The organism is Streptomyces sp. NPDC055099, from assembly GCF_053607685.1.
Map to the genome: position 1 here is coordinate 133,373 of NZ_JBSGUA010000013.1, position 13,877 is coordinate 147,249.

Annotated in this window: 12 protein-coding genes and 2 pseudogenes; 4 read left to right on the forward strand and 10 right to left on the reverse strand. The window is 70.0% G+C overall.

Annotated elements, in window-relative coordinates; translation table 11 throughout:
- Nucleotides 1-86 precede the first annotated feature (86 nt).
- The 3 genes from ACWFRU_RS28970 to ACWFRU_RS28980 are packed head-to-tail and all read left to right on the forward strand — an operon-like array spanning nt 87 to nt 2,607.
- A complete protein-coding gene (locus ACWFRU_RS28970; RefSeq protein WP_453691067.1) occupies nt 87-1,463 on the forward strand; it encodes an MBL fold metallo-hydrolase in 1,377 nt (458 codons plus the stop codon).
- Nucleotides 1,464-1,501: 38 nt separating this feature from the next.
- Nucleotides 1,502-1,861, forward strand: a complete 360-nt coding sequence (locus ACWFRU_RS28975) for a rhodanese-like domain-containing protein (protein ID WP_453691068.1) — start codon at nt 1,502-1,504, stop codon at nt 1,859-1,861.
- On the forward strand, nt 1,858-2,607 hold the full coding sequence (locus tag ACWFRU_RS28980) for a sulfite exporter TauE/SafE family protein (RefSeq protein ID WP_409054943.1): 750 nt from the start codon (nt 1,858-1,860) through the stop codon (nt 2,605-2,607). Before ACWFRU_RS28975 ends, ACWFRU_RS28980 begins: the two co-directional genes overlap by 4 nt.
- Nucleotides 2,608-2,645: 38 nt before the next feature.
- Here the strand turns inward: ACWFRU_RS28980 and ACWFRU_RS28985 are convergent, their stop codons facing one another.
- Complete coding sequence (locus ACWFRU_RS28985) at nt 2,646-2,927, reverse strand: metal-sensitive transcriptional regulator (RefSeq protein WP_125509839.1); 282 nt, start codon at nt 2,925-2,927, stop codon at nt 2,646-2,648.
- Nucleotides 2,928-3,555: 628 nt separating this feature from the next.
- On the opposite strand from ACWFRU_RS28985, the gene ACWFRU_RS28990 reads away from it, so the two are divergent.
- Entirely contained in the window at nt 3,556-3,762 is a 207-nt protein-coding gene (locus tag ACWFRU_RS28990) for a DUF2180 family protein (RefSeq protein ID WP_409054944.1), read from the forward strand.
- 290 nt (nt 3,763-4,052) lie between these two features.
- Here ACWFRU_RS28990 and ACWFRU_RS28995 read toward each other — a convergent pair whose 3' ends face one another.
- The 9 genes and pseudogenes from ACWFRU_RS28995 to ACWFRU_RS29035 form a co-directional block, all read right to left on the reverse strand.
- On the reverse strand, nt 4,053-4,925 hold the full coding sequence (locus tag ACWFRU_RS28995; protein WP_453691069.1) for a universal stress protein: 873 nt from the start codon (nt 4,923-4,925) through the stop codon (nt 4,053-4,055).
- A 182-nt stretch (nt 4,926-5,107) separates the two neighbouring features.
- Nucleotides 5,108-5,539 carry an Hsp20/alpha crystallin family protein gene (locus tag ACWFRU_RS29000; RefSeq protein ID WP_409054946.1) on the reverse strand — a complete coding sequence of 144 codons (432 nt, stop codon included), beginning with the start codon at nt 5,537-5,539 and terminating at the stop codon, nt 5,108-5,110.
- 324 nt (nt 5,540-5,863) lie between these two features.
- Nucleotides 5,864-6,595: a CBS domain-containing protein gene (locus tag ACWFRU_RS29005; RefSeq protein ID WP_409054947.1), complete on the reverse strand. Its 732-nt coding sequence runs from the start codon at nt 6,593-6,595 to the stop codon at nt 5,864-5,866.
- Between the two features lie 899 nt (nt 6,596-7,494).
- Nucleotides 7,495-7,734: pseudogene (locus tag ACWFRU_RS29010) on the reverse strand (glycoside hydrolase family 65 protein); the annotation flags it as partial.
- 14 nt (nt 7,735-7,748) lie between these two features.
- On the reverse strand, nt 7,749-8,489 hold the full coding sequence (locus ACWFRU_RS29015) for an HAD family hydrolase (RefSeq protein ID WP_453691070.1): 741 nt from the start codon (nt 8,487-8,489) through the stop codon (nt 7,749-7,751).
- Nucleotides 8,489-9,502: a type I glyceraldehyde-3-phosphate dehydrogenase gene (gene gap / locus ACWFRU_RS29020; protein WP_453691071.1), complete on the reverse strand. Its 1,014-nt coding sequence runs from the start codon at nt 9,500-9,502 to the stop codon at nt 8,489-8,491. The genes ACWFRU_RS29015 and gap overlap by 1 nt, the downstream gene beginning before the upstream one ends.
- A 30-nt stretch (nt 9,503-9,532) precedes the next feature.
- Nucleotides 9,533-11,567: pseudogene (locus ACWFRU_RS29025) on the reverse strand (phosphoketolase family protein).
- A 154-nt stretch (nt 11,568-11,721) separates the two neighbouring features.
- Nucleotides 11,722-12,594, reverse strand: a complete 873-nt coding sequence (locus tag ACWFRU_RS29030) for a universal stress protein (RefSeq protein ID WP_453691072.1) — start codon at nt 12,592-12,594, stop codon at nt 11,722-11,724.
- A gap of 113 nt (nt 12,595-12,707) precedes the next feature.
- The gene (locus ACWFRU_RS29035) at nt 12,708-13,616 is read right to left on the reverse strand and encodes a universal stress protein (protein ID WP_453691073.1); all 909 of its coding nucleotides are present in this window, start codon (nt 13,614-13,616) and stop codon (nt 12,708-12,710) included.
- Between the last annotated feature and the right edge of the window lie 261 nt (nt 13,617-13,877).

Consider the following 13,877-nt stretch of genomic DNA (forward strand, 5'->3'; position numbering starts at 1 on the left):
GAATACCCCCCCGGGTATTGCTGTTAGGGTGAGTGTCAGATACCCCCCGGGGTACACCGTCCCACCGTTCGTGAGGAGTCGTCGTCGTGTTCTTCATCGACACCCTGGAATTCGAGGGCCTGGGCAACCGCAGCTACCTGGCCGGCGGACCCAGTGCCGCGGTGGTCATCGATCCGCCGCGTGACATCGATCAGGTCATCGTCGCGGCAGCCCGGCGCGGTGTGCGCATCGCTTTCGTGGCCGAGACCCACGTGCACAACGACTACGTCACCGGCGGTCTGGAACTGGCCCGGGTGACGGGCGCCACCTACCTGGTGCCGGCCGAGGCCCAGGTGTCCTTCGCCCGCACCCCGGTTGCCGACGGCGACACGGTCACGGTGGACGATGGCCTGGCGCTGCGCGCGATCGCCACTCCCGGGCACACCCCGCACCACACCTCCTACGCCCTTGCAGAGGACGGGCGCGGGGTCGCGGCGTTCACTGGCGGATCATTGCTGATCGGCACCGTGGGCCGCCCGGATCTGGTTGAACCCAGGCTGACCGAGCAGCTGGCCCGCGCCCAGCACGCCTCCGCCCACCGCCTGGTCGACGAGCTGGACGATGAGGTACCGGTGCTGCCCACCCACGGCTTCGGCAGCTTCTGCTCCTCCTCGCAGGCCGAGGGGGACGCGACCACGATCGGCAAGGAACGCGTCACCAACGACGCGCTGACCCTGGATGTGGACACCTTCGTCACGCAGATGCTCGCCGGCCTGGACGACGTGCCCGCCTACTACGCGCACATGGGCCCGGCCAACGCAGCAGGGCCCGCACCGATCGACCTCACCCCGCCGCGGCGGGCGGACGCCGAGGAGATCGCAGCCCGGCTGGCCGCGGGCGAATGGGTGGTGGACCTGCGCAGCCGCATGGCCTTCGCCGAGGGGCACGTGGCCGGGTCGTTCAACTTCGAGGGCGAGGGCAAGCTCGCCACCTACCTGGCCTGGCTGATCCCGTGGGGCAAGCCCGTCACCCTGCTCGCCGACACTCCTGAGCAGATCACCGACGCACAGCGGGAGCTGGCCCGGGTGGGCATCGACCGCCCGGCCGCCGCCGCGACCGGCGACCAGGCCGACTGGATCCGTCCCGGCGAAGAGCTCGCCTCCTTCCCCCGCGCCCGCTTCGCCGGCCTCGCCCAGGTGCGCGAGCGTGGCGCTGACGTGGTCGTCCTGGACGTACGCCGCAATTCCGAGCGCGCGGACGGCTACATCGACGGCTCGGTCCACATCCCGATCCACGAGCTGCACGGGCGTATCGGCGAGGTGCCGGACGGGGTGGTGTGGGTGCACTGCGCCGGCGGGATGCGCGCGGCGATCGCCGCCTCCCTGCTGGATGCCGCAGGCCGTGACGTGGTCGCCGTCGACGACGGCTTCGACGCCGCCACCGAGGCGGGACTGCCCCTCACCCGCCCCGATGCCACCGACTGACAGCCCGCCCGCACCACCTGCACGAAAGTGACCCGACGATGTTTCCGCTTCTTCGCCGCGGCCCCGGCCGCCTCACCCCGAAACAGGCTCACCAACGCACCCGCGACGGCCAGGCCGTGCTGCTGGACGTGCGCGAGACACCGGAATGGGCGGCGGGACACGCGCCCGGCGCGCTGCACCTGCCGCTGTCTCGCCTGATGGCTGGGGCATCGCTCCCGCCCTCCGCTCAGGGCAGGCCGGTGGTGGCGATCTGCCGCTCCGGTCACCGCTCCCAGCAGGCCACCAAGCTCCTGGCCGGCCGCGGCATCGAGGCCACCGACGTCACCGGCGGCATGGTCGCTTGGGCTCGAGAGGGCCTGCCGGTCACCGGCCAGGGCGGCGGCGGTGTCATAGCGTGAGCGCGCTGATTCTGGCCCTGTTCGCAGGAGCCGTGGTCGGCCTCGCGCTCGGCGCGCTCGGCGGGGGCGGCAGCGTCCTGGCGGTGCCCGCGCTGATCTATCTGCTCGGCTTCACCCCGGCTGCCGCCACCACCGCCAGCCTGATCATCGTCGCCGCGACCTCGCTCACCGCTCTGTACGCCCACGCCCGCACCGGCAACGTCCGCTGGAAAGCCGGTGCCCTGTTCGCCGCGGCCGGACTGGTGCCCGCCGCAGCGGCCGGAGCCGCCGCCTCGCGCCTGCCCCAGCCCGTACTGACCGCCGCGTTCGCCGCCATCGCAGCCCTCGCCGCCGCGAAGATGCTGCGTCCCGGCCAGGCGAGCGCCGCTCGGACGCCCGTGGTGCAACCGGCAAAGGCCGCCGGCGCCGGCGTGGGACTCGGGGCGCTGACCGGGCTGCTCGGGGTCGGCGGAGGCTTCCTCGCCGTCCCCGCCCTGGTCACCGTGCTGGCCTTCGAAATGCAGGCCGCCGTCGGCACCAGCCTGCTGGTCATCTCGGCGAACTCCATAGCCTCCCTGGCCACCCGCGGCGCCACCACCGCCGGCATCGACTGGGCGGTCATCGGCCCCTTCACGGGTGCGGCGATCCTCGGCGCCTGGGACGGCAAACGCCTGGCCGCCAAAGTTACCGGCACCCTGCTGCAACACACCTTCGCCATCGTCCTCCTGGCCGTAGCCGCCTTCATGCTCATCGACACCCTCATCTGACACCTGGCGGACGATCAGATGCCGGCGGCGCCCCGGCTTCAGGCAAGAGAAAGGAACAGCTTCTCCAGCCGGGCCCGCATCTCCTCCCGGTCACCGGAAGCGGCCATGTCCGCATCGGTCAGGCAGTGTTGCAACCCCGTGGCGATGATCGCGAAACCCGCCTTGTCCAGAGCCCGGGACGCGGCAGCCAACTGCGTGACCACGTCCTCGCAGTCCCGCCCCTCCTCGATCATCTTGATCACACCGGCGATCTGTCCCTGCGCCCGGCGCAGCCGGTTGACCACGGTCTTCAGTTCCTCAGCCGCCATCGCCAGTTCCACAGTCACACACTCCTTCTGGATACCCCCGCGGGTACCCTACCGAAGGGGTAACCCCAACCGAGCAGAGATAAATCCCCGGGCCTCCGGTGCCCGCTCCGCCATCGCCACCCAGCGCCTGGCCGACCCGGGCATCGCCGCCTTCATCCTCACGGGCGCACCAAACCACTGGGATGCCATGCTGAGCCTCCGGCAGAAGCGGGCGGCCGTCCTGGCGTTCGCGGTCACTCCTGCACCCCATCCTCGTAGTCGAGCCCGGTGGCGTCCGGGTCACGCAGCGCACGCCGGCCCCGATCGCCGGGACCATGGCACGGGAGCTGTAGCGTCCCAAGCAGCTCAGGTTCGCGTGACGCGGCGGGGACGGCCGCGCGACATTCTCATCCAGCACGTCGTACTCCTCACCGGAGTACTGGCTGGGCGCTGAAGAGCACTCCATGCGTCTGGGCGTCCTGTTCGGCCTGGGAGACGCGGGGAAGGCAGCCCTGGTTCCCCATCCTTGCCGGGCTGACTCTCCGCCGTATGGGCACATGGGCCGGACGTCCCCGGAGCGGGGCCGACTGGCCCACAGCGCACGGGTGTGCCGAGCGGCACGATGAACGAAAGTCACGATCTCGGGTGAGAGGGGATCGGCATGAGGTGCTACGACTGCGCCGAGGCCGGCGAAACCGAGCAGGCAGTCGCTGTGTGCCGCCATTGTGGAGGTGGAGTGTGCCCGAAACACGTACGCGTGACCGGTGAGGAAGCGCGGCATGTGGCGGGCATGGGGCTGAGTCACGGTCTTCGCGACGCACGTCACATGACCTGCGGTGTATGCCACGACGCGGAGTCAACGGGTTAGGCCGACCGCACGCTCGGAGGCACTGCGCCGCTCACGGTCGATGACCAGAGGCGTCGGTTCCCGGCACTCCGTGGGAACGCGGTGCCGGAGGGCACCACGCTCTCGGTCGACGGACGAGGGGTCCTGTCCACGTAGGACAACTCCAGCTCTCAGCCTCGGGCGCGAAGCAGTACCCCGGCTCCGGCTGTTGCGCCCCCTGCTGCCCTGCTGCCTGCCTCGAAGCGGGCGGGGCAGCACTGGCGTGACGTTGGAAGGCACTCTGTCCGCCCGTGGCGTGATCCTCGTAAGCGTCATCCCAGATGCGGGACCACCGCCACGGGGCACTGAGCGTGATGCAGCACCGCGTGCGCCACCCGGCCGAGCTGCAGACCGATGTGGCCGTGGCGCCTCGTGGCACCGACCACCAGTAGGTCGGCGGCGGCTGAGCGGCGCAGGAGTGCCTTGCGAGCGGTACGTTCGGGGGTGGCGCGATGCACCACCACGCCGGGGTGATCGATGGATGCCTCGCGCACCGCTTCGTCGAGCAGGGTGGAGGCCTGTTCCTGATGGAAGTGCACGGACTGCGCGGTAAGCCGAGGATGGCTGGCCCCCTCAACGGCTGGGCGGCGCCAGGCACGCACGGCGTGGAGCTCACAGCGCCGGGCTTCCGCTTCCTCGAAGGCGAATCGCACCACGGCATCGGCTGCCGGGCTGTTGCCGACACCGAGCAGAATGCGCTCGTGCCTTCCCTGCCGACTGAATGCAGCACCCCGCACCACGATCACTGGACACTCGGCGCGCGCCGCCACGGCCAGGCCGACCGAGCCGAGGAGCAGCTCCGTGATCTCGACACGCCCGCGTGACCCGGTGACGAGCGCGGTCGCGTGCCGCCCTTCACGCAGGAGCGCTTGCACGGGGTCCGCGTAGAGCACCTCGGTGGTGGACTCCACGTCGGGTTTGCTGCGCCAAGCGCGTTCGGCGGCATCGTGGACCAGAAGGTCGGCATCCACGTGCGGGGAGGATCGGTCTTCCACCGGGGATACTGAGCCTTCGTGCGACTCTCGTACAGACACGTGGACCAGGCGCAGCACAAGGCCATGCCGCGCCGCGTAGGCGGCCGCCCAGTCCGTGGCCCGGAGGCTGGACTCGGAACCGTCGATGCCCACGACCAGAGGCAGCTTCATCGTCCCCCTCACCTTCTTGCCGGTTCGCTCGGGCACCGCCGGCAACACCGGGCCGAGGCGGGAACGGTTGGAGAAAGAGCGATTCGGCCCGTCTTGGGGTGCTGCCCGCCCAGATGAACGTGGGCACGGCGCCTGTGCGGCCGATGTGGTCTGGTCACGCAGGCGCCGGCGGTACGGGCGGGTTACGCTCCGGTGTGCCGCACCGGGATGGTCTTGGTGCCGGTCTTCGTCTCCGGTACCGGAACGGTGATGGTCAGTACGCCGTCCTTGTAGTCGGCGGTGGCGTCGTCGCCGCGGGCGTCGGCGGGCAGCCGGACGGCGCGGGCGAAGGTGCCGTAACGGAATTCCGTGTGGCGTTTGTCCGTGGCCTCCGTGCTGCGCTCGGCGCGGAGCGTCAGGACGCCTTCCGTCACGGTGATTTCGACGTCCTTGGCGGGGTCGATGCCGGGGAGCTCGGCCCGCAGGATGTATGTCCCTTCGGTGAAGGACTCCTCGATCCGGATACCGTGCAGCCCGGGCACCGTGTGCAAGCCGGGCAGTCCCGCCTCGACCCAGCCGAACAGGTCGGGCAGGGCCGACGGCCAGTTCGGCAGCCGCTCGATCATGCCACTCATCTCGCCCCACCTTTCACGTAGTTGGGGTCTTCCTTCCCTCCCAGCGTCGCGCCGCCCCGGCACGTCCACCAGGGCCGACCGGACCTGCTTCGAGCCCGGCTGGCCCCGACTGGGCTCACAGCCGTCGCGCGCGTGTCACGGCGCCTCAGCTGTGCCCGTAGGGGCCGCAGGAACCGACCTGAACACGGTGTGAGTCCTCATGGAACAGCAAAGGCTGGCCGAGGCGGCAGCCCAGGAAGTCGAGGACCCGCGATCCGGGCAGTCGGCCCGTCGGTGGTCCCGTAGGCGATCAACACGCTGCTGGGCATGGGTTTCCGCTTGCTTTCACAGCTTTCGCAGCCATTCTTCGGTGACGCCGTGCAGTGCCTGCTCGTCCGGCCTGAGGTGTGAGTCGTCCAGCCGGTAGCTGAGCTTGGCGACCACCGCGACGACGCCGTCCACCTGACGCGCCATGGAGGCGGCAATCTCCGTCTCACTCCTGCGCTCCATCTGGCCGGCGAGAGTGACCACGCCTTCGGTCACCGACACGTCGATGAGCCGAGGCGACAACCACAGCGCGCGCACCAGCACCTCCTCGATCACCTCGTCATGGATGTCGGCGTCCGTCCGCAGGAAGACCTGGAGCAGGTCGCCCCGCGTGACGATGCCCACGAGCCGCTCTTCCTCGTCCAGGACAGGCAGCCGTTCCACGCGTCGCTGCGCCATCGTGCGGGCGGCCTTGACGATGGTGTCATCGGCGTGAACGGTTACGGGTGGTTCGCTCATCAGCTGGCCGGCGGTGCGGGCTTTCGCCTTCGCGGCCTGCTCCTTGGAGTTGCGGGACAGCGCGGAGAGCTGGAAGCGATGCTTGGGCTCGTAGCGGTCGGGGGTCGCCGCCTGGCGGGCCAACAGGTCGGACTCGGAGATCACTCCGACGACCTTCTCGTCGTCGTCGACCACCGGCAGCCCGCTGATGTGATGGTGGGCCAGCAGGTGTGCCACTTCCTTGAACGTGGTGTCGTATTTGGCGCTGATGACTTCCTTGGTCATCACGGAGCCGACCTTGTTGTGCTTCATGAGTGTTCCTTCCTCAGCGGAGTCGGCGCGGATAGGGATTCTTTTGCAGGTCGCCCGCCCCAAGGGCAGGCGCAGCGGCAGTTGCTCCAGCCCCTCAAAGCCGGCAGGTCCGCTGCCATGCGCGCCGAACAGTACGAAGGGGCCAAAGACCTCGTCCTTGACCACGCCGGTGAGCAGACCGGCGGACCCGGCCACCAAGTCCCCCGAGGCGGAGCGCACTTGGGCGCCGCCCTGCAGATCCAGGAGGCCTGCACAGGCACGCGGGGCGAGCCAGCCGGCGTCCGGATGAGCTGCGAGATGGTCCCCGCACCTGTCCGTGATCGGCTGGTGTCAGCGAGGAGATGCACACGGTGGTGCCGTCGGGGAGTAGGGCAAGGACCGTGGGTCGGCCGAACCGGTCGTCCGTCATAACGGATCTCCTCCATGCTCGTGACGCTTCGATCGTCCAACGGACGAGAGAGGGCGCCCATGGGCTGACCGGGCGCGACCTGGGGCCGACCGACCCTGCAGACACGGTGCTCGGTGCCGACCGGTCAGCTCGGCAGATGCGAGCGCAGGACTCCCCCAAAATCCCCGACACCGTGCGGTCGGAGACGGAGACCGGATCGCGGTCGGAGTCCGGCACGGTGAGGTGCAGCGTCCCCGACCGCAGGTGCTGACGGACACCCCAGTGGCCCTGGTTGCGGATCGAAAACCCGTAAACGGAAAGTTCCGGCAGCGGAACGCGGACGAACCGCAGGGCGCCTGCCCTGTTCTCAAGCCCTGTCGAACCACGCTGGACGGGGTCCAGCGTGCCCGCCGTGGCGCTCAGGGCGCCTCCTGCACGAAGCCGCAGGCCGGGCACGAAGGGCACGGGCCAGCATCCAGCCGTGGACGAGGTTGCTCAGGGTCGATCCGTGGCGGACCTGCGGCGGCAGCCAGTTGGGCAGGTCGGCCATGTCCTCGTTCTCGACCTGGCGCCCGGCCACCTGAGAGGTGAGCCGGTTGTAGCAGCCCGCCACGTACGTCTTTGGACAGTGGACGGAGTCGGCGGTCCACTCGGGGGCGGCGCCCCGGATCGCGAAGTAGCCGTTGCCGAGGGTGCACAGGAACTCGCGCAGACGCACCCGCGCCGGGTCGTATGCCTCGTACTCCCAGGTTCAGGCCCGCATCGTCAGTCCTCCGAGTCCAGTAGCTCCGCGAGGTCGTCGACCACCAGGTCCGCTCCGTGCTTCAGCAACGCGGCACGGGTACCCGGCGTGTGGGTCCGGTCCACCCCGATCACCACGCCGAAACCGCCACGGCGCCCCGCCTCGACTCCGGCCAGTGCGTCCTCGACGACAGCGGCACGAGCCGCGGGGGTCCCCAGGCGGCAGGCCGCCTCCAGGAACAGGGCCGGGTCGGGTTTGCCGGCCAGGTGCAGCCGGGAGGCCTCGGAGCCGTCCACGAGTGCGTCGAAGAGATCGCGCACTCCCGCGTATTCGAGGAGTTCGAGGGCGTGCCGGGAAGCCGAGACGGCGGCTGTCGCGACGCCGGCGGAGCGCAGGACGCCCAGCAGGCGGACCGTGCCGGGATAGGCGTCGATGCCGTGCTCGCGCAGCCGGTCGGTGTACAACCGCTCCTTGTCGGCCGCGACGGCCTGGACCTCGGCCTCCGTGGGGGTCAGGCCCTGGGACTCCAGGTAGGCCCTTGCCCCGTCGGGACGCGACTTGCCGTCGACGTATCGAAGATAGTCGTCCCGTACGTCGAAGGGGCGCCTGCCGCGCAAGAGCGGAGAGGCGTCGAAGGCCGTCTTCCATGCGGCGGCGTGCACCCGGGCGGAGTCTGTGATCACGCCGTCGGTGTCGAAGACCACGGCCGCTGTGTCCCGCTGTACGCGGGGTGTGGCAACCGTGCCGTCCTGGCCGGTGTCCATCAGCGGTCGGCCACCAGCGCGGTGAGGTCCAGAAGCCGGTTGGTGTAGCCCCACTCGTTGTCGTACCAGCCGAAGACCTTCACCAGCGTGCCATTGGCCTGGGTCAGGGCGGGGTCGAAGACGCAGGACGCCGGATCCCCGATGACGTCACGCGAGACGATGGGCGCCTTCGAAACCCGCAGGATGCCCTTCAAGGGGCCGTCCGCGGCCTCGGCGAAGGCGGCGTTGACCTCGTCGGCCGTCGTCTCGCGGCGCAGCACCACCGCGAGATCGGTGAGCGAGCCGTCCTCCACCGGCACGCGGACGGCGATGCCGTCCAGGACGCCCGCCATCTCCGGCAGGACCACACCGACGGCGCGGGCGGCTCCCGTGCTGGTCGGGATGATGCTGAGGGCCGCCGAGCGGGCCCGGCGCAGGTCCTTGTGCGGACCGTCGAGGAGGGCCTGGTCGTTGGTGTAGCCGTGAATGGTGGTCATCACGCCCCGGTCGATGCCGAACGTCTCGTGCAAGACCTTTACCATCGGCGCCACACAGTTGGTGGTGCAGGAGGCCGCCGACACGATGCGGTCACTGTGGTGGTCGTACGTGTCGTCATTGACGCCCAGCACGATGGTCGCGTCCGCGTTCTTGCCGGGTGCGGAGAGCAGCACCGTGTGAGCCCCGCTCTTCAGGTGCAGGGCGGCCGATTCGCGGTCGCGGAACCGGCCGGTGGACTCGATGACGATGTCGGCGCCGTGGTCGGCCCAGCGCAGGGCCGCCGGGTCACGTTCGGCGGTGACCTCGATGCGCCGGCCGTCGACGGTGAGGGAGCTGTCGTCGTGGGTGACCTCGCGGCCGATGCGGCCGAACGTCGAGTCGAATTCGAGGAGGTGGGCCAGGGTGGCGGGCGGAGCGATGTCGTTGATGGCGACGACCTCGACATCCTGGGTGCCCGCCTGGGCCCGGTCCAGTGCCGCGCGAAGGTAGGTGCGGCCGATGCGGCCGAAGCCGTTGATGCCGACGCGTGTGGTCATGGTCGTGAACTCCTTTGTGACGGGCGGGTTTCAGTCGGTCCAGGTCCAGTCGGCGACCTCGGGCATGTCGGTGCCGTGTTCCCTGATCCAGGCGTGGTGCCGGGTGCGGGTGTCGGCCATGTGCTGGCGCACGGCGGCGGCGCGCACCGCGAGGCCGGGAACCCGGTCGATGACGTCCATGACGAGGCGATAGCGGTCCATGTCGTTGCGGACGACCATGTCGAACGGTGTGGTCGTGGTGCCCATTTCCTTGTAGCCGCGGACGTGAAGGTGGCTGTGTCCGGAACGGCGGTAGGCGAGCCGGTGGATCAGCCACGGGTAGCCGTGGTACGCGAAGATCACCGGCTTGTCGGTGGTGAAGAGGCCGTCGAATTCGAAGTCGCTCATTCCGTGGGGGTGCTCCTCACGGGGCAGCAGCCGCGTCATGTCGACGATGTTCACAACCCGCACGGCCAGTTCCGGAAGGTGTCGCCGGAGCAGGTCGGAGGCCGCGAGGATCTCTTGGGTGGGGACATCGCCCGCGCAGGCGAGGATGACATCGGGTTCGCGGTCCCCGTGCGCGGAGCCTGCCCAGTCCCATATTCCGGCCCCGCGGGCGCAGTGGGCGCGGGCCTGGTCCATGGAGAGCCAGTCGAAGCACGGCTGCTTGCCGGCGACGATCACGTTGACGTAGTCGCGGCTGCGCAGGGCGTGGTCCGCCACCGACAGCAGGGTGTTGGCGTCCGGCGGGAGGTAGACCCGTACGGATGTTGTAGATGGCTCCCAGCCGGTTGGAGGCGGTCTCGTCCGGTCCGACGACACGGAAGTCGCGGCGTTCCGAGGTGTCCTGCATGATCTGTTCGAGGAGATCGCCGAGGATCCGGGTGGGTTCATGCAGCGTGGCGCCGGGCTTGTCGACGGGTACGGCGAAACGGTCGAGGGACGGAACGGGGAGGTTCCGCACCAGCAGGCCCCCGTTGGCGTGTCCGGTGGCGCCGAGCCGACGGGAGCCCTCGGGGATGCAGGCCAGGACGTCGGCGGCAGGCCGCCCAGCGGCGTCGAAGAGCTCCTCGGGACGGTACGAGCGCAGCCAGGCCTCCAACTGCCTCAAGTGTTCCGGGTTTTCGCGTACCCCGGACAGAGGGACCTGGTGAGCGCGCCACGTGCCCTCGACCTGGACCCCGTCGACCTCGGCGGGCCCGGTCCAGCCCTTGGGGGTGCGCAGCACGATGACGGGCCAGTGCACCCGTTCGGCCACGCCTTCCTCGCGGGCTGTCGACTGCATCAACTTGATGCGGTCCAGTGCCTGGTCGAAGGCCTTGGCCATGGCTCGGTGGATGTCGTGCGGGTCGTCGCCGCTGACGTGGATGGGTTCGTGGCCGTAGCCGCGCAGCAGTGCGTCGAGCTCGGGCTCGGGCAGCCGGGAGAGCACCGTCGGGTTGGCGATCTTGTAGCCGTTCAGGTGGAGGATCGGGAGGACCGCGCCGTCGTGTACCGGGTCGAGGAACTTGTTGGAGTGCCATGAAGCGGCCAGCGGGCCGGTCTCCGCTTCCCCGTCACCGATCACACAGGCCACGAGAAGGTTCGGGTTGTCGAACGCGGCGCCGTAGGCATGAGCGAGTGAATAGCCCAGTTCGCCTCCCTCGTGGATGGAGCCAGGTGTCTCCGGAGCGACATGGCTGGGCACTCCGCCCGGGAACGAGAACTGCCGGAAGAGGCGATCCATGCCGTCCGCGTCGCGCGGGACATCCGGATAGGTCTCGCTGTAGCTGCCCTCGAGCCAGGAGTTCGCGAGCACGGCGGGGCCACCGTGGCCCGGCCCCCACACGCACAGTGCCTCCAGGCCCCGCGCCTGGATCACCCGGTTGAGGTGGGTGTACACGAGGTTGAGGCCGGGCGAGGTCCCCCAGTGGCCCAGCAGTCGCGGCTTGATGTGCGCGGGCGTCAGGCGTTTGGTCAGCAGAGGGTTGCCCAGAAGATAGATCTGGCCCACGGAAAGGTAGTTGGCGGCTCGCCAGTGGGCGTCCAGGGCGCGCAGTTCCGCGTCGGTCAGTACCGTGCTGTCCTGGTGTGCGGTCTGGGGCATGGTGACTCCGTAGTCGTCGAGGCACGTCATCGAGTGGAGCGGGCGGCATGGCCCAGGAGCGGGTGCGGGCCGGGGGCGCCCGGCCGAGGGCCGGGAAGCGGCGGTCGGCAGGCGCCGCCGACCATGCGGCGGGCCGCTGAGCCGGTCACGGCGCTCATACCCTTTGCGGTACGACAGCGACCGGGCAGGCGGAGTGGTGCAGGACCGCGTGCGCGACCCGGCCGAGCTGGATTCCGAAGTGCCCGTGCCGGCGTCGGGCACCGACGACGAGCAGATCGGCGCCGGCGGAGGCAGCCAACAGCACCTTCTGGGCGGGGCCTTCGGCGATACGCCGGTGCAGTTCCACTTCCGCCGGGACGTCCCAAAGCGCCGCTTCCAGGGCCGTCGCCGCCTGCTCCTCGTGCAGCCGGGCCGGCTCGCCCGCCAGCAGCGGATGGTCGACGGTCTCGTGCGCGGGGCATCGCCAGGCACGTACCGCCTCGAGGGGCACCGCGCGGTGCGCCGCCTCCTGGACGGCGAAGCGCACGGCCACCGCACTTTCCGGCTCTTCGCCGACCCCCACCACCACGCGTCCGCGCCCCGCGGACTCTGCCAGGTTGCCGTGGCTGCCGCGCAGCACGATCACGGGACAGTCGGCACGGGCGGCGACCGCGAGGCATACCGAGCCGAGGAGCAGCTCGGTGATGCCGCTGCGGCCGCGGGACCCCAGAACCAGCGCGCAGGCGTTACGCCCCTCGTTCAACAGCTCGGGCACCGGCTCTCCGCACAGTACCTCGGTGGAAATCTTCACGTTCGCCTCGCGGCGACGGGCGCGTTCCGCTGCTTCGTCGACGATGGTGTCGGCCAGTACCTGTTCTGAGGTCACGTCAAGCTCTTCGGAGAGAGCGGCCCCCTCGTAGCGCTCCCACAGGGAGGCGTACACGAGCCGGAGAGGCACGCCGCGCAGGGCGGCTTCGCCGACAGCCCAGTCGACGGCGCGCAAACTGGTCTCCGACCCGTCGACGCCCACTATCAGAGGCAGTTCCATGATCCTCACTTCCCGTGGCGAGATCGAAGGCGATGCGCGCTTTGACGTGACCGCGCAGCGCGTTGTCGGGGGACTCGTCCGCTGCCCTCATGGTGTGGTCCCTTCGACGTACGTCAGCCGTGCGCGACGACGGCGACGGGCACTGCGGCGTGGTGCAGGACAGCGTGCGCGATGGGTCCGATGTGGACGCCGAGGGAGCTCCGCCGGACGCGACGGCCCACCACGACCAGACAGGCCTCACCGGACGCATCGACCAGATGCTCTGCTGGTGCTCCGTACCGGGACTCCTCGAGGACCTCGACGGAGGGGAACTTCTGCCGCCAAGGTCGCAGGATCCGCCTGAGGGTGACGGCTTCCTGTCTGGACAGCTCGTTGTGGAAGTCGAGATCGGCGGCGAGGCCGTATGCGTAGTAGGACGGCGGATTCCAGCCGTGGACGACCCTGAGAGTGGTGGCGCGGCATCGAGCCGCCTCAAAGGCGAACTCGACGAGCGCGGGGTCCGGGTCGTGGTCGGTGGCCAGCCCCAGGACCACGGGCCGGTAAGGAGTCGCGGCGGACGGGATGCCCGCGGGGTCCATCAGATGCTCGTCCGCGGCCTGTTCCTCGGCGCGGACCAGGACCACCGGCCGTTCTGCGCGCGCAACGACGGCCTGGCCCACCGACCCCACCAGAAATCCGCCGAGCCCGCTCATGCCACGCGAGCCCAGGGCAAGCAGGGGGGCATCCTTCGCCACCTCGGACAACCGCTCGGCGGGCCGACCCGTGAGGTGTTCTGCAGTGATCTCGACACCCGGGTGCCGTAGCCGCAGCCCGTCGGCGGACTCACTCGGGACCCGCTCGCTCCAGTGCTGCTGTGTCTCAGCGCCGAGGAGCGGCGCCTGTACCGTCGGATACGGCAGTGGCTCCCGGACATGAACCAGCTTCAGCGCCAGTCCGCGCAGCTTGGCCTCGCGGGCCGCCCATTCGGCCGCCGCCCGGCTCTCCGGCGAACCGTCGAGGCCCACGATGATGGTGCGCGGCATGGTCTCCACCTCCTGGAATCCCTTGAGGGTTCCAGCGTCGTGTCGATCGGGGTGGTTGTGCAGGGGCCACAGGGACCTGGCCGGGGCCGTTCGGCCCTATGGCCGCAGGCGCGGCGGCCCCAGTCTGGGCCCGCCGCGCCTCCCCTGCCCCACGTCGGGTCAGCGAAGCCGGCTGTGGGTACGGACGAGGGGCAGCTTTGTGCAGAGCTTCCCAAGGCCCAGGGTGTCGCCGGCAGAGGCCGGTGTGGCGGCTAGCCGGAG